The organism is Herbaspirillum rhizosphaerae (assembly GCF_001189965.1).
Taxonomy (GTDB): Bacteria; Pseudomonadota; Gammaproteobacteria; order Burkholderiales; family Burkholderiaceae_D; genus Herbaspirillum; species Herbaspirillum rhizosphaerae.
This window is the reverse complement of record NZ_LFLU01000009.1, coordinates 134,767-158,588: the sequence shown is the minus strand read 5'-3', so window position 1 is coordinate 158,588 and position 23,822 is coordinate 134,767. Positions and strand designations below refer to the sequence as shown.

The window sequence follows — 23,822 nt, the reverse complement described above, 5'->3', positions numbered from 1 at the left end:
ATCGCGCCGCCGTCTTGCTGACTTACTGAGCGACGATCGCCAGCGCCACCGCTTCGGCAATCTTGATGCCGTCGATGGACGCCGACATGATCCCGCCCGCATAACCGGCGCCTTCGCCGGCCGGATACAAACCCTTGGTATTGAGACTTTGCAGCGTATCGTCGTCGCGGCGGATGCGCACCGGCGATGAAGTGCGCGTCTCCACGCCGGTCAGCACCGCGTCATGCATGGCGTAACCGCGGATCTGCTTGTCGAAGAACGGCAAGGCTTCGCGGATCGCATCGATCGCGTAGTCGGGCAAGGACGGACCGAGATCGCCCAGCAGCACGCCCGGCTTGTACGAAGGAATCACGCTGCCGAGTTGAGTCGACGGTTTCTTCGCCAAGAAATCGCCGACCAGCTGGCCCGGCGCATCGTAATTGCGGCCGCCCAGTTCGTAGGCGCGCGACTCCCACTGGCGCTGGAAGTCGATGCCTGCCAGCGGATGGCCCGGATAATCGGCCGGCGAAATGCCGACCACGATGCCGCTGTTGGCGTTGCGTTCGTTGCGCGAATACTGGCTCATGCCGTTGGTGACCACGCGTTCCGGTTCCGAGGTCGCCGCCACCACCGTGCCGCCCGGGCACATGCAGAAGCTGTAGACCGAACGGCCGTTGGAGGCGTGGTGCACCAGCTTGTAGTCAGCGGCGCCGAGGATGGGATGGCCGGCGCTCGGGCCGAAACGGCATTTGTCGATCAGCGATTGCGGATGTTCGGCGCGGAAGCCGATCGAGAACGGCTTGGCTTCCATGTAGACGCCGCGGTCGTACAGCATCTGGAAGGTGTCGCGCGCGCTGTGGCCGATGGCCAGAACGACGTGGTCGGCGGCGATATGTTCGCCGCTGGCCAGCGTGACGCCGCGCACTTGTCCGTCTTCGATGACGATATCATCGACCTTTTGCTCGAAACGGAATTCACCGCCCAGCGAGACGATCTTTTCGCGCATCAGCTGCACCATCTTCACCAAGCGGAAGGTGCCGATGTGCGGCTTGCTGACGTACATGATTTCCGGCGGCGCATCGGCGGCGACGAATTCTGTCAGTACCTTGCGGCCGTAATGTTTAGGATCCTTGACCTGGCTGTAGAGCTTGCCGTCCGAGAAGGTGCCGGCGCCGCCTTCGCCGTATTGCACATTCGATTCCGGCTTGAGTTCGCGCTGGCGCCACAGGCCCCAGGTGTCCTTGGTGCGCTCGCGCACGGTCTTGCCGCGTTCCAGGATCAGCGGATTGAAACCCATCTCGGCCAGGATCAGGCCGGCGAAGATGCCGCACGGACCGGTGCCGATGACGACAGGACGCTTGCTCAGGCCAACCGGTGCTTTCGCCACGAAATGATAATTGGTGTCGGGCGTCGGCACGATCGGCGACTTGTCCTTGAGATTCTGCTTGCGCAAGACGGCGGCCTCGTCGCGCACTTCGACGTCGACGGTGTAATTCAGGGTGACCGCGGATTTCTTGCGCGCATCGTAGCTGCGGCGAAACAGGCTCACGCTCAACAACTCCGCGTCGGACACGCCCAGGCGCGCCAGAATCGCCGCACGCAGGTCGGCTTCAGGATGTTCGAGGGGGAGTTGTATTTCAGTGATTCGCAGCATGCGCAGTCTTTCAGTTGAGAAACGCTGCATGGCAATTTCAGGCTTGTTTGCGTTGTTTGCAGCAGCCGGCATTTTACTACAAGGGCCTGCGCCCTCCGGTACGCCTCATGCGGTGCTTGCCTTGCTGATTGGATAAGGTTGTTGCTGAAAATTATTCCCTCTCCTTCTAGCAGTGTTGCCCCCGCAGTCATCGAATTTTTCTGAAAAAGAGAAAAGCTTTCATCGGTCTCCGGCGAAACGCTTGTCATCGCAAAAGAAAGCGCCTTTACTCCTAGCTGCCCGGGGGGCGGAGATCGTCCGATCTGCACGTCCCGGATGGTCTTATACATTTTTCAGGAGCTTTCGCGATGCCTGTTCGCAACATATCTACACTGCACCATTCTTTGCTGCTCCTGGCGGCCCTGACGTTCGGCCATATCGACGCCGCCAATGCGCAGACATGGAAAGAGATACGTTTTGGCGTGGAAGCCGAGGTTCCTCCCTTTGAAAGCCGGAATGCCAAAGGAGAACTGGTGGGGCTCGATATCGAACTGGGGGATGCGCTGTGTGCCCAAATGAAGGTCAAGTGCAGATGGGTGGACCAGCCGTATGCGGGCAATATTGCGGCGCTGAAAGCCAGGCGCTTCGACCTCATCGTGGGGATGACTCCCACCGCAAAACGCAAGGAACAGATTGACTTCACGGACGTCATGTATGAACTGTCGAGCCGGCTGGTGACGCGCAGGGGCACCGACTTGCAACCTACTACAGCATCGCTGAAAGGCAAACGCGTCGGCGTCCTGCGCGGCACCAGCCGCGAAGCGTTTGCCCTGGCGCAATGGGCCCCGGCAGGCGTACAGGTCGACAGTTTCGACCTGAATGCGGAACTCATCCGGAGCCTGCAGGCAGGGAGAATCGATGCCACCCTGCAAGACACCGTCGAAATATCGCACGCCTTGCTGGATACCCCCGACGGGCGCAATTTCAGCTTTTCCGGCCCCGCCGTCACCGATCCCCTGCTTGGCAGCGGCATTGCCATGGGCGTACGCAAAGACGATCCGGAACTCAAGGCCATGCTCAATCGAGCCATCGCTGCGTTGAAGGCCAACAGCGTACTCCGGGCGATCACCAGCCGCTATCTGCCTGCGCCATCCCTCTCCGACGCAACGACGCCGCCGTCGAGGGCTCCCTTGCGCTATTTCGGCACCGAAGGCGGACGCCCTTTTTCGCAAGCAGTACGGGCCGGGAACATGTTGTATCTGTCCGGCATCCTCGGCGACGACGCCAATGGCAAATTTGCAAAAGGGACGGCAGCGCAGACGACCGCGATCATGGATAACATCCGCACCGTACTCGAAGAAAACGGCTCGTCGCTTGATCGTGTCGTGCAATGCAAGGTCATTCTTGCGGACATCAACGACTTTGCCGATATGAACAAGGTCTATAGCCGTTATTTTCCCGCCGGGCGCTTTCCTGCCCGCACCACCTTCCAGGCTGCCAGATTGGTGGCCGATGCCGCGGTTGAAATTGAATGCATGGCGGATGTGGAATAACTCATCAACAATCTACGAGCGCATCGCCGCATCACGTCCAAGATCGCCTGAAAATGACATTTTTGTCATGTAAATGTCATGCCAATGGCAGATTGCCTGCCTAGAATGAAAATTCCTTAACTCGTCGGTTCCCGCCATGCATACCTCCTTCCAGAAGCGTCTTCGCGGTGCAGCAGTATCAGGTCTTATGTCCGTCCTCGCCGGCGGCCTCATCCATTCGGCCGCTTTCGCCCAGACGCCGGCGCCGGCCGGCGTGCGCGGAACCATCGTCTCGGCCAGCGCCGACAAGCTGGTCATCAAGACCAACCGCGGCGTCGAACAGACCGTTGGTCTTGACAAAGACACCCGGGTCGCGGCGATCTCCATTGCCCGTATCGAAGACATCAAACCCGGCAGCTATATCGGCACCGCAGCCATCCCTCAGCCGGACGGCTCGCAGAAGGCACTGGAGGTGCATGTGTTCCCGCCGGCGATGGCCGGCACCGGCGACGGCCATCGACCGTTCGATCTGGCGCCCAACAGCACCATGACCAACGGCACCGTCGGTGATGTCGTGGCCAGCAACGGCCGCACGCTGACGCTCAAATATAAAGGCGGCGAGAAGAAAATCGTCGTACCGGAAGATGTGCCCATCGTCAATATCGAAGCGGGCGAGCGTTCCCTGCTGGTCGCCGGCGTCAAGGTGGTCGCGCGCGCCCGCAAGAATCCCGATGGCAGCCTGACCGCGCTGTCGGTCAGTGCCGGCAAGAACGGCATTACGCCGCCGATGTAAGAAAGCCCTGCGATGCGCAAGACTATGCTGCTTCATCCGCTGGCGATCCGTATCGCGCACTGGCTCAATGCGTTTGCCATTGTCTGCATGCTGATGAGCGGCTGGGCCATTTACAACGCCTCGCCGATCTTCGGTTTCAGGTTTCCGGCGTGGGCCACCTTGGGCGGCTGGCTGGGCGGCGCCATTGCCTGGCACTTCGCGGCGATGTGGCTGCTGCTGGCCAATGGCTTGTTCTATCTGCTCTACGGGGTGGCCAGCGGCCACTTCCGCCGGCACTTCCTGCCATTGCGCGCACGCGATGTGATGGCCGATGCGCGCCAGGCGTTGCTCCTGCAACTGCCGCACCGGCCGGGCGTCTACAACGCAGTCCAGAAGTTGCTTTACTGGACGGTGATCGCGCTGGGGATGCTGGCGGTGCTGTCGGGGCTTGCCATCTGGAAGCCGGTACAGCTGGAAGTCTTGAGCGATCTGTTCGGCGGTTTTGACACCGCACGCAAGGTGCATTTTTTCGCCATGGCAGGCATCGCGACGTTCGTCGCCGTGCATCTGCTGCTGGTGATCCTGGTCCCCAAAACCCTGCTTCCCATGGTGACTGGTCGGGGCCGTTCGAACGAACATGCAGAGAATACGCCATGAGCCGGCAAGACGATAAACCCGCACGCAAACCTGCCGGCATCCGCCTGGCGGACCATCGTACCGCGCTGGTCAAACTCGAGCGGCGCCTGTTCCTGCGTTCATCGCTGTCGGTGGGTGCGCTGTCGATGCTGGCCGGCTGCAACCTGCAGGACAACGACCAGGTGGACAAGGTCTTGTGGGCCATGTCGCGCTGGAACGATCGCGTGCAGGCGGCGCTGTTTCGCGGCGACAAGCTCGCGCCAACCTATGCCGCGAACCAGATCACCAATCCGTTTCCCTTCAATGCCTTCTATGACGAAGCCAGCGCGCCGGATATCGACATCGCCGACTGGCGGCTGGAGGTCTCAGGCCTGGTCGGGGATAAAAAGCCATGGACGATCGAGCGCCTGCGCGCGCTACCCCAGGCTGGGCAGATTACCCGGCACATCTGCATCGAAGGCTGGAGCGCCATCGGCCAATGGTCAGGCGCACCGCTGAAACTATTCCTGCAGGCGGTCGGAGCCGACCTGTCCGCGAAGTACGTCGGCTTCAAATGTGCGGACCGTTATTACTCAAGCCTGGATATGCCGACGGCGCTGCATCCGCAGACAATCCTGGCGTTGGATTTCGGCAAAGAACCGCTGCCGACGCCCTATGGTTACCCGCTCAAGGTACGGGTACCGACCAAACTTGGATTCAAGAATCCCAAGCATGTGGTCGCCATCTATGTGAGCAATGAAAATCCGGGCGGTTACTGGGAAGACCAGGGCTACAACTGGTTCAGCGGCATCTGATTTTTGCGACCGGAGCGACAGGAGCTGCCCCCGGTCACCATTGCGACGCGTGCTCGTCCTGATAGCTCAAGGCAGTCTTGCGACGCGAACAACTTTCCCACACGGCGGTGAAGATCAGCACTGCCGTCGTCAGTCCGCCGACCATCAGCAGATCGGTGACATGGGCGAACATCGCCAGGATCGCCAGCAGCAACAGCCCGACGATATGCGACAGCGGGAAACGCCGGTACACGACCTTTTTGTAGACGGCGTTGCCGAACAAATACATCGCCGGGCCGGCGATCAGCACCAGCAGCGTGGTCGGCGCGATGCGCTGGTCCGGATGCGCAATCACCAGCTCGTTGCCCACTGCCGACACGATGACGCCGGCGACGATGATCACGTGCACATAGTGGAAGTAGGCGCCGATGCGGCCGGGGTCGCTGGACAGCACGATGGCTTCGCTGCCGTCCTTGCTGCTGGTGTCGAAGTACAGCCACCACATCGCCAGGCTGCCGATGAAAGTGACGATGAACGCGACCATGATAGGCGCATCCCATGCCTGCGCGTGGGCGATGGTGGCGCCGGTGATCAGCAGCGCCTCGCCCAGTGCGACGATCACGAACAGCTGGCAGCGCTCGGCCAGGTGGCCGCCTTCGATGGTCCATTCCTGCGTGTCGGAACGCCCCATGCCGGGCAGGGCGAAACCGGTCATCGGCGAGAAATATTCACAGGCGACGGCGATGACCCAGAACAGCAGACGATGCTCCTGCGACATGCCGCCGGCAATCCAGAACGCGGCGGAAATCGCCAGCCAGCCGAACATGCGGCGAAAGTTGGGCGTCAGTGCATGACGCGAACCGAGGCAGACCAGCACGAACAGCGTGCGGCCGACCTGGATGGTCGCGTAGGCAATCGCAAACACCAGGCCGCGTGCGCCGAAGGCATCGGGAATCGCCGCCGCCATCAGCAGGCCGACCAGCATGATGGCGAACAGCAAAATGCGGATCGGCAAGGTTTCCGGATCGAACCAGTTGGTGACCCACGAGGTGTATTGCCAGGCCAGCCAGACCGCGAACCAGAGGACCAGGGTTTCGATGGCGCCGTTGAGGCTGAGGTTTTCCAGCAGGCGATGCGAGAGCTGGGTGACGGCGAACACGTAGATCAGGTCGAAGAACAATTCCACGAACGAGACGCGCGCTTCATGCCCGTCGCGTACGCGCAGCAGACCGGTTTGCGATGGCTTTTTCATGCTTTCCCCCTGTGCTCTCTGGCCCTGACTCACGGCCACAGTCACATCGTCGCATGTGCGCAGCGACAGCGACAAGACATGTAGCGCGACGCATGCAGGAAAGTGCGGCGGCAGTTGCGTATTTCTGACAATCGACTGACGAGGGATTTGTTTCGGGCTATTTCCGTTGCGCCAAAACAGCCGCGTACGGATACACAAAATTACAGTCTGTACATTTCAGCTGATCTACATTGGAGTCATCGGCCGGGCAGCACTTGAAGGCAATTGCGAAACACCGCCACCGCCGAGTCATTTCAAAACACGGGAGTACATCATGAACTACAAGAACATCGTCCTGGCAGTCCTGCTGACCACGAGCGCCGCATCGGCTGTGCTGATGGCGCCGGTCGCACAAGCGCAAGCGCGCACCTCGGTGGATATCCGCATCGGCACGCCGCCGCCTCCGCCGCGCTTTGAACGCGCACCGCCGCCGCGCCGCGGCTATGTGTGGGCGCCGGGTTACTGGGCATGGGACGGCCATCGCCACGTCTGGGTCGGCGGTCACTGGGAACGTGTGCGCCGCGGCTACCACCACTATGCGCCGCCGGGCTGGTACCAGGATCGCGACGGCTGGCGCTTCAACCATGGCGGCTGGGAACGCTGATCGGGCCTCCCTCCGGCGCCGTCGCAAAAGAAAAAACCTGCATGTCGCTCATGCAGGTTTTTTTATTGACGTATTGCCGGATGAATAATCAACGCCTGTCAGCCCATACCTTGCCGATGCGCCTTCAACGCAAAACGCGCAGGATCCAGCAGCGCCAGCAAGTCTTTGCCGAGCGGGGCCGGTTCTCCTTCCAGACGGCAAGCCAGAATTTCGGCGGCCAGCGGCGCCCAGATCAGGCCGCGTGAAGCGTAAGCCAGCAAGCCGTGCAATTGCGGCTGGCGCGGCACGTCGCGCAGTTGCACTTCTCCGGCATCGGCCAGCGCCGCGCTATCCGGCAAGGCGCCGATCAACGGCAGGCGGTCGGCCGATACGCAGCGAAAACCCACTCGCCCGGACAACGCCGACTGATCGGCGGCGGACATCAGTTTTTCCACCAAGGCGGGTTGCCGCAGCAATTGACCGAGCTTGTCGAGATTGCCGCGATGGCTGTCGAGGCGCAATGCAGGATCGGCATCCTGATCGTAACTGGCGCCCACGCTGACCACGCCGTCCACCGCGCCGGTCAGGTAGCCGTCGCCGCACAGCACGAAAGGCAAATCGGGCAAGACCGCCGCCGGCACGTGGCTGACCTGGCCGCGGATGGACTGCATCGGCAAAGACGCCGCCTGCGCAAATCGCGTGGCGTGCATGCCGTTGGCCAGGATCACCACCGGCGCTTGCGCGATCACTCGCCCTTGCGCATCGCAGACCTGCCAGGCATCGCCGGTGCGCCGCAAGGCAGTGGCGGCTTGTCCGAAGTGCCGCTGCAGGCGATCACCGCAAGCCGCCAGCAGCGCCTCGCACACCACCGGCGGCCGCAACCAGCCGCCGGTCGGGAAAAACCAACCGCTGCCGGTCGCCCTGCCCAGGCGTTCGCCGGCCTCATCCGCCGACAGCCATTGCGCATAGTCGGCGGGATAGCGCCAATGCTGCGCCGCCTGCGCAAAAGCGTCAGCCTGTCCGGCATCGCGCGCCACCTGCAGCACGCCACAGGCCTCGCCGGCCTGGCGCACGCCATCGAATACGCCGCTGCGCGCCCAGACCTGCTGCGCAAACAGAAAAGCCGCACGCGTGAGGCGCGCCGTCGGATTGTCGTCGCGCGAAATCGCCGGCATGTAGATGCCGGCCAGATTGCCGGACGCTTCCTGCGCGGCTTGTGCATGCTGCTCGATCAACGCCACTTGCCAGCCGCGCGCAGCCAGGCTTTCGCACGCGGCGCTGCCGGCCAGCCCTGCGCCGATGACGATGGCGCTGCGTTCAGGCGGCGTCTCGTCCGCGGGAACCTGCCAGCGCGGAGCGAAATGCGCCGGCGTCAGTTCATCTTCATTTGCGCAGACGAAACCGGCCTGTTGCCATTCCCGCCGCGCAAACGGCAATTCGCCTTGCGCCAGCACACCCGCCTGCGGCGCCGCCAGCCGGCCCAGCCATTTCAACAGCGCGGCGTTCCACGCCGGATCGCCGCGCAGCAGGAACAGGTCGATGCGCGCTTCCAGCTGCGGCAGGCTATCCGCCAGATCGCCGTTGATCAGCGTCAGCACAAGCTGTTTTGCTCCTTGCGTCAGGAAGAGCCGGTGATACCCGGGCACCTGCGGCGGCCAGCATCGCTGCCATTGTTCCGGCAACGCAGCTTGCCGCTGCGCCAACTGCGCAAATTGCGCGCGCGTGGGCGGCTGCGGATCGATGATGAGGTAGTGCAGGCGCGCCGGCGCGTCGGCATCAGCCTGCCATGCCGAGCATGCCTGCAGCAGTTGCGCGCCGTCGCCGAAGCCGTTTTGCAAGACCGTGAAATGGACGCGCCCCTGCCAGCGCTGCCGCAAGTCGGCATCGTTGAACTGAGGAAAACCCGGTGAAGTTGGCGTCATGCGAATGGGAAAAGAGGAGCAACCCGCTGCCGACCACGGCAGCCTGCCCGATATGATACGCTGTCCGTTCACTGTGTTTGCCCTGCCCGGCGCGACGACACCATCGCCGGCAGGACCGCTGCCGGAATATTCCCCATGCCGCCCTCCACTCGCCTTCCTCCGCTGTCCGCGTTGCGCTTCTTCGAAGTCGCCGGACGGCTGCAGAGTTTCAAGCTGGCCGCCGCCGAACTGAACGTCACGCCCAGCGCCGTCAGCCACGGCATCGTCAGCCTCGAGCAAAGCCTCGGCGTCACGCTGTTCGTGCGCGAGCCGCGCAAGCTGACCCTGACGCCGGAAGGCGCCGATTATCTGCGCCATATCTCGCAAGCCTTTGCCCTGATCGCCACCGGCACGCAGCGCCTGCCCGGACGCGACCGCCATCACCGCAGCATCGCCGTCAGCTGCGCGCCGACGCTGGCCTCGCGCTGGCTGCTGCCGCGCCTGCCGGCGTTTCGCGCTCACTGGCCCGACACCAGCGTCACGGTCGATACCTCGCAGCGCCAGGTCAATCTGTTGGCGGACGGTTTCGATTTCGCCATCCGCATGAGTCGCGTGCCGGTGCTCGACGCCAATTGGGCGCGGCTGTTCGGCGAGCAGTTGGTGCCGGTGTGCAGTCCCGCCTATCGCGAGCGCCTGCTGGATGCGCACGGAGAAGCCGACCTGCGCCGCGCAACGCTGATCCACGTCAGTCCCGCCAGCGAAGACTGGTCGGTCTGGCTGGCGCATGCCGGCCTGAAGGACGTCGATGCAAATCGCGGCCTGCGTTTCGACACCATACAGATGGCCTTCGAAGCCGCCATCGGCGATCTTGGCGTGGCGCTCGGGAGACGGCCGCTGGTGGACCGCGACCTGGAAGCCGGGACGCTGGTCGAGCTCTGCCCGCAAGTAGTCGACGCCGAAACGGCTTACTGGCTGGTCAGCAGCCAGGACGAAGCGCACCGTCCCGACGTGTCCGGTTTCAAGCACTGGCTGCTGCAGGAAGCGCGCAGCTTCGAAGACCGGCGGTTGTAGCAATTTGCACAGGTGAGCCAGGCTCACCTGTCGTCAAGGGTTTTTCCTTTGTCGCGCCGTGCGCGCGCTGCTAGTGTGATGCCTGTCATTGCACTCAGGATCGCCACTATGTCGCCGACGCATACCGTCTCTCAAGCCAGCAGTCCCCTCAGCCGCAACGCGCTGGTCGTGGTTATCACGGCCGGGCTGGTGCTCAGCGTGGTGATGGGCATCCGCCAGACCTTCGGCCTGTTCATCAATCCCTTCTCTTACGACCGCGGCCTGCCGGTGACGATCATCGCCTTCGCCATCGCCATGCACAATCTGGTGTGGGGATTCGCCCAGCCCTTCGCCGGCGCGGCGGCCGACCGTTACGGCGCAACGCCGGTAGTGGCCTTCGGCGCAGCAAGCTTTGCCGGCGGCCTGGCGCTGGCCGCCGTGGCGCCGTCGGGCTTGCTGCTGGTGCTGGGACTCGGCGTACTGGTCGGCATCGGCATCAGTTGCACCAGCTTCGGCGTGGTGCTGGCGGCGGTGGGCCGCGTGGCGACGCCGCAGCAGCGCAGCATGGCGATGGGCATCGCCAGCGCCGGCGGCTCGCTCGGACAGGTGCTGCTGGTGCCGCTGGCGCAGACGGTGCGCGAAGGCGCCGGCGTGTCGGTGTCGCTGTTCGTGCTGGCGGCGCTGACGCTGCTGATTGCCCCGACCGGCATGCTGCTGGACCGCAGCCGGCGCAAGGACGCTACGTCTTCCGCACTGCAGGCATCTGCGCCGTCCTCGCTCAAGGACGTGCTGGCCCTCGCCGCCCGTCATCGCGGCTATCGCCTGCTGACCATCGGTTTTTTCACCTGCGGCTTCCAGCTGGCGTTCATCGGCACGCACTTGCCGGGATATCTGTTGCTGTGCCACATGCCGCTCGGACTAGGCGCGACTGCGCTGGCGCTGATCGGCCTGTTCAACATGGCCGGCAGCTGGGCTTGCGGCTGGCTGGGCGGACGGTTTCGCCAGCAATATGTATTGGGCTGGCTGTACCTGATCCGCAGCGGCGCCATCGTGGCCTTCCTGCTGCTGCCGACCACCACGAGCTCGGTCGTGATTTTCGCCGCCGTGATGGGCCTGACCTGGCTGGGCACCGTGCCGCTGACCAGCGGGCTGGTGGCCAAGGTGTTCGGCACGCGCCATCTGGGCACGCTGTTCGGCGTGTGCTTCCTGAGCCATCAGATCGGCTCCTTCCTCGGCGCCTGGCTGGGCGGATTCATGTTCGACCTGACCGGCTCCTACACGCTGGTGTGGGGCGCGACGGTAGCGGCCGGCCTGCTGGCGGCGCTGTTGCATTTTCCGATTGACGACAAGGTGGTTGATCTCCCCGCCGGGCAATTGCAGCCGACCTGAGCACATGGAGCAAGCGTGAAAAGACGGACCGTAGGAAACGCATTAAAATCGTTACGGCTTCGGATCCACTCCTTTCACGCTTGCGTACCTAATGCGCCTTGTGCGCCCACTTCATGCTCGCCATCTTCAACGTCGTCTTTCCGATTTTTGCGCTGATCTTCCTCGGCTACCTGTGCCGCAAGCGCAATATCCTCAGCGTCAACGCCGCCAGCGAGCTGAACCGTTTCGTCATCTATCTCGGCCTGCCGGCGCTGCTGTTCGACTCGATCGCGCGCCTGACCCCGGTCGACTTCAGCAACCTGCGCTTCATCGCCGTGTTCGCCATCGGCATCGCGGCGGTGTTCCTGCTGACGGCGTGGATCAAATATCGCCAGGGCGCAGCGGCGGGCGACATCATCATCGACAGTCTCGGCACCTCCTACGCCAACGTCGGCTTTATCGGCATCCCGCTGTGCCTGCTGGCCTTCGGCCGCGACGGCATGCCGCCGGCGGTGATCGCGATGGTGATGACCGCCTGCCTGCTGTTCGCGATTGCGATTGTGTTATTGGAAATCTGCCTGCACGCCGAGAAGCACATCGGCCGCAGCCTGCTCAAGACCGGCAATTCGCTGATCCGCAATCCCATCCTGATCGCACCGATTCTCGGCGGCCTGGTGGCCAGCAGCGGCTACGTGCTGCCGGCCGGCGTGCAGCAATTATTCAAGCTGCTGGGCGCCGCCGCCAGTCCTTGCGCGCTGGTGTCGCTGGGCCTGTTCCTGGCGCAGCCGATTGCCAACAAGCAGTCCGGCTCGGTCAGCCTGCTGGTAAGTTTCAAGCTCTTGCTGCATCCGGCCATCACGGCGGTATTCGCCTACTGGATCTTGCCGCTGCCCAAATTGTGGGCAGACACCGCGCTGCTGCTGTCGGCCATGCCGATCGGCACCGGCCCCTTCATGCTGGCGGAGTTGTATCAACGCGAAGCAGCGCTGATGTCGCGCGCAATCCTGATTTCCACCACGACCTCGCTGGTGACGATCACGCTGATCCTCGCCTGGATCGCCCACTGAGCTCATACCAAATTCGCCTATGAAAATCCAGATCGCCTCCGACCTGCATCTCGAACGCATGCGCGATTTCCCCGGCTATCGCGCGGTCGAACCGACCGACGCCGACGTGCTGGTGATCGCCGGCGACATCCACAACGGCACCAGCGCGATCGATGCCTTCGCCGACTGGCCGGTGCCGGCGATCTATGTGCATGGCAATCATGAAGCCTACGACGCGCAGTATCCGGTCGTGGTCGACGACATCCGGCGTCATGCCGACGCCCACGGCGGCAATGTCATCCATCTGGAAAACAATGCGCGCGTGATCGGCGGCGTGCGCTTTCTCGGCTGCTGCCTGTGGACCGACTATGCCTTGCAGCAGGACGGCGTGGAGCCGCTGACGCTGGAGGCGGCAATGGAAGAAGCCGGCAAGATACTCTACGACCACCGCGTGATCACGATGCCGGACGGCATCTTCCTGCCGCAGCATGCCTTGCAACTGCATCGGCAATCGCGGCACTGGCTGGAGCGGCAACTGGCGCAGGATTTCGACGGCCCGACCGTGGTGGTGACGCACCACGGCGTGCATCCGCAATCGATCCACGCGCGCTTTGCCGGCTCGCCGCTCAACCCCGGCTTCATCAGCGACCTCACGCCCTTGCTGGCGCAAGCCGACCTGTGGATACACGGCCATGTGCACGACAGTTTCGATTATGAAGTGGCAGGCTGCCGCGTCGTCACCAATCCGCGCGGCTATGCGCTCAATCTCAGGCAGGCGGGCTCACTGGAAGAGCTTGAATGGGAGAATCCGCATTTCAATCCGCAGCTGGTGGTGGAGATCTGAGCGCGGCGAGCTAGCGGGAGCTGCTGACCAATGCGCTCGTCATGAGGTCGCTCTTCTGCTGCAGCAATTTCTCGAACTGTTGCGCCGGCACCGGCGGGCTGAACAGATATCCCTGCATCTCGTCGCAACCGTGGCGGCGCAGATAAGACAACTGCTCCTGCGTCTCGACGCCCTCGGCGATGACGTGCAGCTTGAGGCTGTGCGCCAGCGAAATGATGGAGACGGTGATCGCCGCATCGTCGGCATCGACCGTAATGTCGCGCACGAAGGACTTGTCGATCTTCAGCACATCGATCGGGAAGCGCTTGAGATAAGACAGGCTGGAATAACCGGTGCCGAAATCGTCGATGGACAGATACACGCCCAGCTCCTTGAGCTGGCGCAGGATGCCGATGGCGTGTTCGACATCGGTCATCACCAGGCTTTCGGTCAGTTCCAGCTCCAGCAGACCGGCGTCGAGTCCGGTGTCTTTCAGCACGGCTTCGATCGACGACACCAGATCCTTTTGCACGAACTGCCGCACCGACAAATTGACCGACACGCGCAGCTTGCCCCAGCCGGCATCCTGCCAGGCCCTGGTCTGCTCGCATGCCGTGCGGATCACCCATGAGCCGATCGGCAGGATCAGGCCGGTTTCTTCCGCCAGGCTGATGAAGCGCATCGGCGACACCATCCCGAGTTCCGGATGCTGCCAGCGGATCAGCGCTTCCATGCCGACGATGTTGCCGCTGCGCAGATCGATCTTGGGCTGGTAATGCAGCAGGAATTCATTGCGCTCCAGCGCCAGCCGCAGATCGCCTTCGATGCGCAGGCGTTCCAGCGCCTGCTCGTTCATCGCCGGTGTATAGAATTGATAGTTGTCGCGCCCGTTCTGCTTGGCGCGGTACATGGCGATGTCGGCATGCTTGACCAGCGTCTCGGCGTCGCGGCCGTCGTCCGGATACGCCGCCACGCCCAGGCTGCAGGTCGGGAAGAAGGTATGTCCCTCGATCGTCATCGGCGCGGCGATGGCGGCCTGGATGCGTTGCAGGTTGCGCGTGTCGAGCCCGACGTCGGTGTATTCGGACATCACGATCACGAACTCGTCGCTGCCCAGGCGCGCGATGGTGTCGGTGTCGCGCACGGCGCCGCGCAGGCGTCCCGCGACCGTTTTCAGCAACAGGTCGCCGGCCTTGTGGCCCAGCGTGTCGTTGACGAACTTGAAGCGGTCCAGGTCGACGAACACCACCCACAGCGAGCGCTGGTAGCGTTCCGCGTAGGCCATCGCTTCTTCCAGCACCTTGCGCAGCATGTTGCGGTTGACCAGGCCGGTGAGCACGTCGCGGTTGGCCTGGAATTCCAGTTCGGCTTCGTAGCGCTTCATCGAGGTGATGTCGTAGAGCGCCGCGACGAAATGCGTCACCGTGCCGTATTCGCTCTTGACCGGGGCGATGTAGAAGTCGTTCCACATCAGCGCGCCGTTCTTGTTGTTGGTGCGCAGGACGACGTTGCATTCGCGTTGTTCGTTGAGCGCGCTCCAGATGTCGATGAAGCCTTGCTTGTCGACGTCCGGCCCTTCCAGCATGCGGATGCTGTGGCCGGCGACTTCGGCGGTGCTGTAGCCGGTGATGCGCTCGAACGCCGGATTGACGTATTCGATGGGATAGTCGGGCGCGCTCGCCTGCATGATGATGATGGCGTTGGCACTGGCCTCGATGGCGCGCTGGCGCAGTTGCAGGGCGCGCTCGGCCTGCTGGCGCGCGTGGATGTCTTCCTTGAGCAGGACGTTGGTCAGGCGCAGCTCGGCAGTCCGTTCGTCGACCGTGCGCTGGATGCGGCGCGAGCGCATCGACAAGGTGTAGAGATAGGCTGCGGCCAGCAGGGTCAGCAAGGTGCCGGCGCCGAGGATCAGCAGCGAGTTGGAATGATTCGACACCAGCGGGATCGGCGCCGACTTCACCTCCAGATGCCAGGGCTGGCCGGCGATGTCGAAGGTGCGCCGCACATGCACCGGACGACGATAGCCCAGCCAGGTCGGCAAGCCCGGCACGATCGCCTGGCGCGGAATGTCGTCGGTGCGGTACACCAGGTCGTCGCGGTTGGCGCTGGTGCCGATATAGACGCTGACTTCGACACCTTCGCGCCGGATCGGGCCGAAGGCGTTGAAGATCCGCTCCAGCAACACGCGGGCGTGGAATACCGCTGTGGTGTCGCCGATGACGGCGGCGCGGCGTTCGTCGGGGGTGTTCAGCGGCATGCCGTGGCGATAGACCGGCATCAGCACCAGCAGGCCGCGCTCATTGGTCGAGGCCTGCGCCAGCCGCAGCGCGCCGGTCGATACCGGGCTGTTGGTCTCGATGGCGCGCTGCAGGGTATCCATGACCACCTGGTTGGCGGAGAGGTCGAGCCCGAACGCGGCCTGGTTGCCTTGCATCGGTTCCAGATAATCCACCACCAGATAACGGTCGCGTATCGGCGCCTGGATGGTCTTGCCTTCGACCAGCGTGGTGATGCCGAATTTCGGATAGCGCGCCTGCATTGCGGTCTCGAAATCGGAGCGTTCGCTGCGCGTGATGAAACGCTGGAAACTGAACGCCTGCACGTGCGGATATTTCTGCAGCAGCGGTTCGGTAAACGTATGGAATTGGTCGCGCGTGGGACTGTCGACGGTCGTGAAGACGCGGTTGATCACGGTCAGCACCTGGACCGCCTCTTCCAGCCCGCGCTGCAAGGTGGTCACGCGTACCGATGCGCGGCGTTCGAAATCCAGATTGAAAGCGTCGTCTTCAAGCTTGCAGGTTGCCAGGAACAGCAAGGCGGTTGCGCCAAAGCCGATGACCAGTGTCAATGACACCGAAATGGAAGCCCCCACGCGTTTGATCGCTTTGTACATGCCAAGATGACGTTTTTCGTGACTCTGATGAAGCCATCATAAACGCGCGCTTGCTCATGTCGCCAAATTATTAATTAATTTTTTCTCAACTTTGTCTGAAGCAATTTTGTGCTGCATCGTATAGAGAATAGCTTCACTAAAACGGCGCGCAGCTGTCCTACAAGGGAAACTCTTGCTGTGCGCAGAACCTCACCATAACAGGGCGTATCGGAAGGCAAAACGCGCCTCAAAGTGTGGCGCGTTGTTGTAGCTTCACGGAAATATTTCCCGATGGCGCGCCGTCACAATTGCGGCATTTTTACCACGCCCCGGATTGCTTGCCGCCGCCCTGCGCGCGCTGTTCCTTTTGCTCTTTTTCGATCGCCTGCGTCTGCATGAAGGCGGTGAACGAACGCTCGATGGTCGCGCGTTCGATGTCCTTGGTGATGAACACGATGCGCGTGCGGCGATCTTCCGACGGCCAGGCCGGCAGGGTCACGGTCGGATGGAAGATATGCTGCACGCCGTGGATCACGGTCGGCTTTTCCTCGCCGGCAAGATTGACGATGCCCTTGATGCGCAGGATGTTCTGGCCCTTGAAACCGACCAGCAGGCTCAGCCATTCATCGAACAGATGCGGCTCGATCGGATGGTCGAAGCTGAAGCAGAAGGCGCGGATGTGATCGTCGTGGCGGTTGACGTCTTCATGCTTGTGCTCGTGGTCGTGGTCGTGGTCGTGGCCATGATGATGACCGTGTCCGTGATGATCGTGCGCGGGTTGCGCATAGGATTCTTCGTTCAGCCAGCGCTCGACGTCGGGCGTTTTTTCCGCAGTCTTGAACAAGCCCGCATCCAGCAATTTCTGCGGCGCAACCTGCCCTTGTTGCGACAGGATTTGTTGCGCACCCGGATTCATCTGCGCCAGCCTCGCCTGCAGGTCTTGCAAGGTTGCGGCATCGGCCAGGTCGCTCTTGGTCAGCAGCAGACGATCGGCGACGGCGGCCTGTTGCACTGCTTCAATATGGTTGTCCAGCGTCTGTTTGCCGTTGACCGCGTCGATGGTGACGATGACGCCGTCGAGCCGGTATTTGGACGCAATGAAGTTGTCGGTCATCAGCGTGTGCAGGATCGGAATCGGCGACGCCAGTCCGGTGGTCTCGATGATGACGCGGTTGAATTTGCGTTTGCCGCCTTCGGCGAAACGCCAGGTGATGTCTTTCAGCGTCTTCTTCAGATCGCCGCGGATGGTGCAGCACAGGCAGCCGCTGCTCATCTCCACCACCACCTCGTCCTGGCTGTGCGCCACCAGCAGATGATCGAGACCGATCTCGCCGAATTCGTTGATGATGACCAGCGTGTCCTTCAGCTCGGGCTGCGCCACCAGATAGTTGAGCAAGGTGGTTTTGCCGCTCCCGAGGAATCCGGTCAGCAGGGAAATGGGGATCAGTGGCGTAGCGTCTTGTGTCATGGAGCAAAGAGGCAGGCGGGCCGGCAATGTCGGCCGCCTGCCGGATGAATGATGGTCAATCCGCTATGCTACATGACTCTGCGCTTGCGCACCTGCTCACCGGTGAAGGCCGCTCCTGGTCAGCCGGCGACGGCGGCCTCGTCCTCTTCGATGCGCGTCCAGTCCGGGAACGGATCGGGAAACGCACGCCAGTGATGGATGCCCTTGCGCGTTTCGGTGAAGTTCAGTTGCGCCGATTTGAATTCGCGCTCGATCAGCGCGCGGTCCATATCCTGACCGATGAAAACCACCTCGCAGATGCGATCGCCGTAGGGTTCTTCCCAGTTGGCGTCGATGGCCGCGCGCTGCGGCGATCCGCGCGGGGGCATGCGATCCTGCGCGGCCGCCCACCATTGGCCTACGGGTTCCAGCGTGGCGGTGTTGCCCGCGCGCGAATACGATAAGGCCCATTCGGGACGGCTGGCCAGCCAGACATATCCCTTGGCGCGGATCAGGCCGGTCAGGGGCTTTTCCAGAAACGCGGCGAAGCGTTGCGGATGCAGCGGTTCGCGGCTGCGCAGGACGAAACTGCCGATACCGTATGCTTCCGTCTCGGGATGATGCTCACCGGCAAGCTCTTTGGCCCAGCCGGCCATGCCGCCGGCTTTTTCCAGATCGAATTTGCCGGTCCCAAGCACGGTAGTCAACGGCACGCGGCCGCGCTCGGCGTGCACGATCGCGGCGCCAGGATTGAGCGCCTTGACCACGCCCACCACCGCCTGCAGTTGCACCGCAGACACCATATCGACCTTGCTGATCACGACCACGTCGGCAAATTCGATCTGTTCGGTCAGCAGTCCGGCCAGCGTGCGGTTGTCGCCTTCTCCGGCGACCGCCCCGCGCTGTTCGAGCAGATCTTCGCTGCTGAAGTCGCGCAACAGATTGACCGCGTCGACCACCGTCACCATGGTGTCGATGCGCGCGACATCGTTGAGCGAATCGCCCTTCTCGTCGGTGAAATCGAACGTGGCCGCCACCGGCATCGGTTCGCCGATCCCCGTGGATTCGATGAGCAGATAGTCAAAGCGCCCTTCGGCGGCGAGCTTGCGTACTTCCATCAGCAAATCTTCGCGCAGCGTGCAGCAGATGCAGCCGTTGCTCATCTCGACCATTTTTTCTTCGGTGCGCGATAGCGCCGCGCCGTTGTTGGCGGCCGATTTCTCGACCAGGGAGGCGTCGATGTTGACTTCGCTCATGTCGTTGACGATAACCGCCACGCGCAATCCCTCGCGATTGGACAGGATATGGTTGAGCAAGGTGGTTTTTCCGGCGCCGAGAAAACCGGACAGCACCGTTACCGGCAGGCGTTGATCTTTGGCTGGCATGCGTTGTTCTCCTGATATGAACGGGCTCGCGTGGATGGCGGACATGAGTCCGCCATGTCGTTGCAACAATATTCAACTAAGTGCAGTTAGATGCAACTAAGTTGCATATTTAAGTTGAAGGCATCATAACGCAGTCAACCCTCATTTGCAACACAGTTGCAAATAGAGATTTCAAACCGACTTTTGCAGGATGGCTCAGCACAATGCGCAGTGCACAGAAGGGGGGGGAAACGGAGGAAGGGAGAGAGGAAGGAAGCGCCGCGACAGGGAACGTCGCGGCGGCATGCGACAGCGATACGACGATCGGTCAGTCGTTGTCGTGCGATGGCAGCAGATGGCCCAGCTTGGTCGCCTTGGTGCGCAGATAGCGGATATTGAAAGGATTGCGGTTTTCCACCAGCGGCACGCGTTCCAGGATCTCGATGCCGTTTTCCTGCAGGGCGTTGACCTTGCGCGGGTTGTTGGTCATCAGGCGCAAACCCTTGATGCCGAGGTGATCGATCATCGGCACCACCATGGTGTAGCGGCGCATGTCGGCCGGGAAGCCCAGTTGCAGGTTGGCTTCCACCGTGTCGGCGCCGCCGTCTTGCAGATGATAGGCGCGGATCTTGTTGAGCAGGCCGATGCCGCGGCCTTCCTGGCGCAGATAAAAGATCACGCCGCGCTTTTCCTTGGCGATGCGTTTCAGTGCGGCTTCCAGTTGCGCGCCGCAATCGCAGCGCTGGCTGAACAAGGCGTCGCCGGTCAGGCATTCGGAGTGCACGCGCGCCAGGACCGGTTCGCCGTTGGCGACGTCGCCCAGCACCAGCGCCAGATGTTCCTTACCGGAAACATGGTCGACGAAAGCATGCAGTTGAAAAGTTGCCCACGGCATCGGCAATGCGCAGGAGCTGACAAATTCCAGATTTTCTTCGGGAATGACGACGTCTGTTTCGATATTTGTTGTTGACGACATGATGAACCTATATGAGTACCTGAGGCTCCGCTAACGGATTAACGGAGCGCAGCCGCATATCTTACCTCGCGGCCCGAATTCTTTCAGGCGAGCTGAGCTTGCTGTTGCTCAATGTGACGGACCCGCTCCCCTGTCAGCGTCGCCCGGTGCGTGTTTGTATACGCAAATTAAATGGTAGCAGGCTCTGCGTTCTTCAAGTGCCACCTGGCGCTTTTTGCGCGCGAAGGCCGGCGCCGGCAAGAATTGTTGTCGTTTTCATGAGATTCACTGCCGTACTCGGGAAATGAAAAAAGCCGGAACAGCAATCCGCTGTTCCGACTTCCTTGTTTCTCCACAGCATCAGTTTCAGACCTTGCGATTCTTCCCAGGCCACATCCGCACAATCAGCGCGCCCACCGAAGCCGCAGTCGCCAGCGCAACCACGCCGATCCAACCCCATTGCGCCAGCAGCAGGCTGCCCAGTGCGGCGCCGGCGGCCATGCCGATGAACATGCCGACGAACAGGACTGCGTTCAGACGGCTGCGGGCGCCGGGTTCGATGCTGTAGACGATGGTTTGGTGCGCCACCAGCGTCGCCTGCACGCCAAGGTCGAAACCCACCGCCGCCAGCGCCAGCAACCACAGCTGGCCGCTGGTCGAGAAAGCCGGCGCAAAGGCCATCGCAATGAAGGACAGGATCGCCAGGCCGATACCCAGGCGGGTCACCAGTTCAGGACCTTTCTTATCCGAGATGCGGCCGGCCAGCGGCGCAGCCAGGGCGCCGGCTGCGCCTGCCAGACCGAAGGCGCCGGCAGCGGCGCTGCCCAGATGGAACGGCGCGGCGTGCAGCATCACCGCCAGCGTGGACCAGAAGGCGCTGAAGCCGATCGACAGCAAACCCTGGGCCAGGGCCGCGCGGCGCAGTGCAGGATGCTTGTGCACCAGCTTGCCCAGCGAGCCCAGCAGCGCGCTATACGCCAGATGGGTAGTCGCCTTGAAGCGCGGCAGGCCGCGCCATGCTGCGACGCCGATCAGCGCGATGCTCACCGAAGCCGCGACGAACATCACGCGCCAGCCGAAGTGTTCGGCCACGAAACCGCTCAGCACGCGCGACAGCAGGATGCCGAGCAGCAAGCCGGTCATCACGGTGCCGACCACCTTGCCGCGATGCGCTTCGGAAGCCAGCGTGGCGGCGGCGGGCACGATGTCTTGCGCCAGCGTCGCCGACAGGCCGATGGCCAGGCTCGCGACCAGCAGCATGGCGATGCCGGACGAAGCGCCCGCCAGCAGCAGTGCGCCGGTCAGGACGGCGGCCTTGATCAGGATGATGCGCCGGCGATCGTAACGGTCGCCCAGCGGCGCCAGCAGCAAGATGCCGAGCGCGTAGCCGAGCTGGGTCAGCATCGGCACCATGCCGACGGCGCGATCGGACGCGCCGATGTCGGCGCCCAGGATGCCGAGCATCGGCTGCGAGTAATACAGTGAAGCGACGGCCAGGCCGGCGCCGGAGGACAAGAGCAGCATCAGCGATGCCGGCAGGTTGGCGCCGGCCGGTGCTGCAGCGGCAACCTGACTTTTGCCGCCTGCTGTATGCGTTTGTTGAATGGAAGACATGATCTGCACCCCTATGGATTTGTTGATGGGTCGCAGTGTGCGCCGGGATGCTGCACCGCGGTAGTAGCACGGCTTGCAGAATTGTTATACGCTTGCCGTATGACCCCGCCCGACAACTTCAACCCGCCCGCCCCCACCGCTTCGGACCGCATCGAGCTGATCCAGACCTTCGTGCGCATCGTGCAGGCCGGCAGTCTGTCGGCGGCGGCGCAACAGCTGGGCACCACGCAGCCCACCATCAGCCGCCGGCTGCAACTGCTGGAGCGTTCCATGGGCCTGCGCCTGCTGCAGCGTTCCACCCACGCCATGAAACTGACCGAAGACGGCGAGCGCTGCTACGAGCGCGCGCTCAACCTGCTGGCGGAGTGGGAATCTTTCGAGTTCGATTTGCGCGGCGCCAGCGTCGAAGCCGGCGGCTCGCTGCGCGTGGTGGTGCCCAATGCGTTCGGACAACGCCAGCTGATTGCGCCGCTGGCCGAGTTCATGCGCCGCCATCCCGGCATCACGGTGGAATGGCTGCTGTACGACCGCATCGCCGATTTCATCGCGCACGGCATCGACTGCGCGATCCAGGTCGGCGAAGTCACCGACCCCTCGGTGGTCGCGATCCGGCTGGCGGAAGTGCCGCGCATGCTGGCGATTGCGCCCGCGCTGCTGGCGCAGCACGCGATGCCGGCGCACCCGCGCGATCTGACCTCCATGCCGTGGCTGGCGATTCCGCAGTTCTACCGGCGCGACATCACGCTCAGGAACGTCGTCACCGGCGAAGTCGCCGAGGTCGCGTTCCAGCCCCGGCTCAGTTCCGACAGCCTGTATGCGCTGACCAATGCGGCGGTCGAAGGCGTCGGCCTGATCCTCGGCTCCGCCTGGCTGCTGCACGAACACATGGAAAACGGCCGCCTGGTGCCGCTGCTGCCCGAATGGGAAGCCGCGCCGCTGCCGGTGTCGATCATCTATCCCTACGCCCGCTTCTATCCGGCGCGGCTGCGTTACTTCATCGAAACCATGCGCGAGGCGATGCCGGCGGCCGTGGGTTCCGCTGCGCGCTGGACCTGAGGATTATTTCGCCGGGCCGGCAGAAGCGACGCCCGGAATGCCCATCCGGATCAATTCAGAAAAGCGCGGATCGTTGCCGGCCGCCAGCGCACGCTGCGTGATGCGTCCGCGTGCACGCAGCGTGGCGTAGTCGAACCCCGGCGCGAGGCCGGCGACGTCGTAGGCATATTCCGCCAGATAGCCCGACGCCAGCAAGCGATAATCCAGCGGCAGTTGCGGATTGATGGCGCGCGCCAGGTCGAACACGATGGTGGTGCAATTGCTGGTGAGCGTGTTGTAGAAGGCCGGCGCCTGTTCCAGCTTGCGCGCTTCGCCGGCGTAGCCGATGAACAGCTTGCGCAGCGTTGCCGGCGCAACCTGCAGGCGGTAAAAATACACGTCCTCGCCGCGCACGTTGCTGCGCACCCGAACGATGTCGCGCTCGTCCGAGGCCACCAGCACGGTTTCGAATTTGCGGAAGAAGCCGCCCAGCGCCGAAAAACTCTCGCCCTTCTCCTTGCGGATCTCCACCGAAAACGTCAGGTAGCGGCCGTCGTCGAAGCCGAACGACACCAGCGTATGCGCAATCGCCGGCCCCATCCAGTAAGACAGCACCAGGTCGGCCGTGACCAGGTGATCGAGATCGTAGTCGCGGTTCTCCCAGCGCACGGTGTAGTCGGTCTCGCTGCGCCAGTCGAAGTTGCGCACATTGGTCAGGCGCACTTTGCTGCCGTCGACATCGATATGCAGCAGGCGCGCCACGTCGTCGGCCCAGACCCGGTCGTGCGACGGTTTGAAGCTGCTCCACCAGCCCAGCACGGCGGCGAAAAACAGCGCAAACCACAACACCGGTTTCCAGCGCCGCCGCCACAGCGCACGCACCGCTGCCAGCACCGCCAGCGCAAGAAAGACGATGGCTGCGGTCTTGATCTGCATCGGCGCGGTCAGCTGAAACCACAGCGCGAAGCCAGTCCACACGCCGGCTATCGTAATCGCCAGCGTCAGCAGCAGACACAGGACGAGCCAGAGAACTTTGCGCAGGCGGCCCGCAGGCGGGCGAGAAGGAAAAGAAGGAAAATCCGGCATGGCAGCGAGTGGATGGACGATGCGCACAGGATAGCGGAATTTTCCTTGTCTTCATTCAGTCT

Annotated in this window: 19 protein-coding genes; 10 read left to right on the top strand and 9 right to left on the bottom strand. The window is 62.8% G+C overall.

The features are described 5' to 3' along the window. Positions 1-22 precede the first annotated feature (22 nt). A complete protein-coding gene (locus AKL25_RS14255) occupies positions 23-1,633 on the bottom strand; it encodes an NAD(P)/FAD-dependent oxidoreductase (protein ID WP_050478401.1) in 1,611 nt (536 codons plus the stop codon). Between the two features lie 347 nt (positions 1,634-1,980). On the opposite strand from AKL25_RS14255, the gene AKL25_RS14250 reads away from it, so the two are divergent. The 4 genes from AKL25_RS14250 to AKL25_RS14235 all read left to right on the top strand — a co-directional run bounded on the left by AKL25_RS14250 (position 1,981) and on the right by AKL25_RS14235 (position 5,346). Further along, positions 1,981-3,165, top strand: coding sequence for a transporter substrate-binding domain-containing protein (locus tag AKL25_RS14250; protein ID WP_050478347.1), 1,185 nt, complete (start codon positions 1,981-1,983; stop codon positions 3,163-3,165). 187 nt (positions 3,166-3,352) lie between these two features. Then, complete coding sequence (locus AKL25_RS14245; protein ID WP_240475746.1) at positions 3,353-3,937, top strand: hypothetical protein; 585 nt, start codon at positions 3,353-3,355, stop codon at positions 3,935-3,937. Positions 3,938-3,949: 12 nt separating this feature from the next. Further along, complete coding sequence (locus AKL25_RS14240; RefSeq protein WP_050478345.1) at positions 3,950-4,573, top strand: cytochrome b/b6 domain-containing protein; 624 nt, start codon at positions 3,950-3,952, stop codon at positions 4,571-4,573. Beyond that, positions 4,570-5,346, top strand: a complete 777-nt coding sequence (locus AKL25_RS14235) for a molybdopterin-dependent oxidoreductase (protein ID WP_050478344.1) — start codon at positions 4,570-4,572, stop codon at positions 5,344-5,346. The genes AKL25_RS14240 and AKL25_RS14235 overlap by 4 nt, the downstream gene beginning before the upstream one ends. Positions 5,347-5,380: 34 nt before the next feature. Here AKL25_RS14235 and AKL25_RS14230 read toward each other — a convergent pair whose 3' ends face one another. Then, on the bottom strand, positions 5,381-6,577 hold the full coding sequence (locus AKL25_RS14230) for a low temperature requirement protein A (protein ID WP_050478343.1): 1,197 nt from the start codon (positions 6,575-6,577) through the stop codon (positions 5,381-5,383). A gap of 313 nt (positions 6,578-6,890) precedes the next feature. Between AKL25_RS14230 and AKL25_RS14225 the strand changes: the two genes are divergently transcribed. Continuing rightward, positions 6,891-7,220 carry a YXWGXW repeat-containing protein gene (locus AKL25_RS14225; protein ID WP_083444716.1) on the top strand — a complete coding sequence of 110 codons (330 nt, stop codon included), beginning with the start codon at positions 6,891-6,893 and terminating at the stop codon, positions 7,218-7,220. Positions 7,221-7,318: 98 nt separating this feature from the next. On the opposite strand, the gene mnmC1 is transcribed toward AKL25_RS14225, so the two are convergent. Further along, positions 7,319-9,121 carry an FAD-dependent 5-carboxymethylaminomethyl-2-thiouridine(34) oxidoreductase MnmC1 gene (mnmC1, locus tag AKL25_RS14220; RefSeq protein WP_050478342.1) on the bottom strand — a complete coding sequence of 601 codons (1,803 nt, stop codon included), beginning with the start codon at positions 9,119-9,121 and terminating at the stop codon, positions 7,319-7,321. Positions 9,122-9,256: 135 nt separating this feature from the next. Here mnmC1 and AKL25_RS14215 point away from each other — a divergent pair, with 135 nt between their 5' ends. The 4 genes from AKL25_RS14215 to AKL25_RS14200 all read left to right on the top strand — a co-directional run bounded on the left by AKL25_RS14215 (position 9,257) and on the right by AKL25_RS14200 (position 13,408). Continuing rightward, complete coding sequence (locus AKL25_RS14215) at positions 9,257-10,171, top strand: LysR substrate-binding domain-containing protein (protein WP_050478341.1); 915 nt, start codon at positions 9,257-9,259, stop codon at positions 10,169-10,171. A 108-nt stretch (positions 10,172-10,279) separates the two neighbouring features. Continuing rightward, on the top strand, positions 10,280-11,539 hold the full coding sequence (locus tag AKL25_RS14210) for an MFS transporter (RefSeq protein ID WP_050478340.1): 1,260 nt from the start codon (positions 10,280-10,282) through the stop codon (positions 11,537-11,539). Positions 11,540-11,652: 113 nt separating this feature from the next. After that, positions 11,653-12,585 (top strand): AEC family transporter, encoded by a 933-nt coding sequence (locus AKL25_RS14205; RefSeq protein WP_050478339.1) that lies wholly within the window; start codon positions 11,653-11,655, stop codon positions 12,583-12,585. Between the two features lie 19 nt (positions 12,586-12,604). Beyond that, positions 12,605-13,408 carry a metallophosphoesterase gene (locus tag AKL25_RS14200; RefSeq protein ID WP_050478338.1) on the top strand — a complete coding sequence of 268 codons (804 nt, stop codon included), beginning with the start codon at positions 12,605-12,607 and terminating at the stop codon, positions 13,406-13,408. Positions 13,409-13,418: 10 nt separating this feature from the next. Here the strand turns inward: AKL25_RS14200 and AKL25_RS14195 are convergent, their stop codons facing one another. The 5 genes from AKL25_RS14195 to AKL25_RS14175 all read right to left on the bottom strand — a co-directional run bounded on the left by AKL25_RS14195 (position 13,419) and on the right by AKL25_RS14175 (position 21,639). Further along, positions 13,419-16,280, bottom strand: coding sequence for a bifunctional diguanylate cyclase/phosphodiesterase (locus tag AKL25_RS14195; RefSeq protein WP_050478337.1), 2,862 nt, complete (start codon positions 16,278-16,280; stop codon positions 13,419-13,421). 298 nt (positions 16,281-16,578) lie between these two features. Further along, the gene (locus AKL25_RS14190; protein WP_050478336.1) at positions 16,579-17,727 is read right to left on the bottom strand and encodes a CobW family GTP-binding protein; all 1,149 of its coding nucleotides are present in this window, start codon (positions 17,725-17,727) and stop codon (positions 16,579-16,581) included. A 119-nt stretch (positions 17,728-17,846) separates the two neighbouring features. Further along, positions 17,847-19,091 carry a GTP-binding protein gene (locus tag AKL25_RS14185; protein WP_050478335.1) on the bottom strand — a complete coding sequence of 415 codons (1,245 nt, stop codon included), beginning with the start codon at positions 19,089-19,091 and terminating at the stop codon, positions 17,847-17,849. Between the two features lie 307 nt (positions 19,092-19,398). Beyond that, positions 19,399-20,046, bottom strand: coding sequence for a GTP cyclohydrolase II (gene ribA, locus AKL25_RS14180; protein WP_050478334.1), 648 nt, complete (start codon positions 20,044-20,046; stop codon positions 19,399-19,401). A gap of 345 nt (positions 20,047-20,391) precedes the next feature. Next, entirely contained in the window at positions 20,392-21,639 is a 1,248-nt protein-coding gene (locus tag AKL25_RS14175; protein ID WP_050478399.1) for an MFS transporter, read from the bottom strand. Between the two features lie 99 nt (positions 21,640-21,738). Between AKL25_RS14175 and AKL25_RS14170 the strand changes: the two genes are divergently transcribed. Further along, positions 21,739-22,695, top strand: coding sequence for a LysR family transcriptional regulator (locus tag AKL25_RS14170; protein ID WP_050478333.1), 957 nt, complete (start codon positions 21,739-21,741; stop codon positions 22,693-22,695). Between the two features lie 3 nt (positions 22,696-22,698). Here AKL25_RS14170 and AKL25_RS14165 read toward each other — a convergent pair whose 3' ends face one another. After that, entirely contained in the window at positions 22,699-23,760 is a 1,062-nt protein-coding gene (locus AKL25_RS14165; protein WP_205627255.1) for an Lnb N-terminal periplasmic domain-containing protein, read from the bottom strand. Positions 23,761-23,822: the final 62 nt, after the last annotated feature.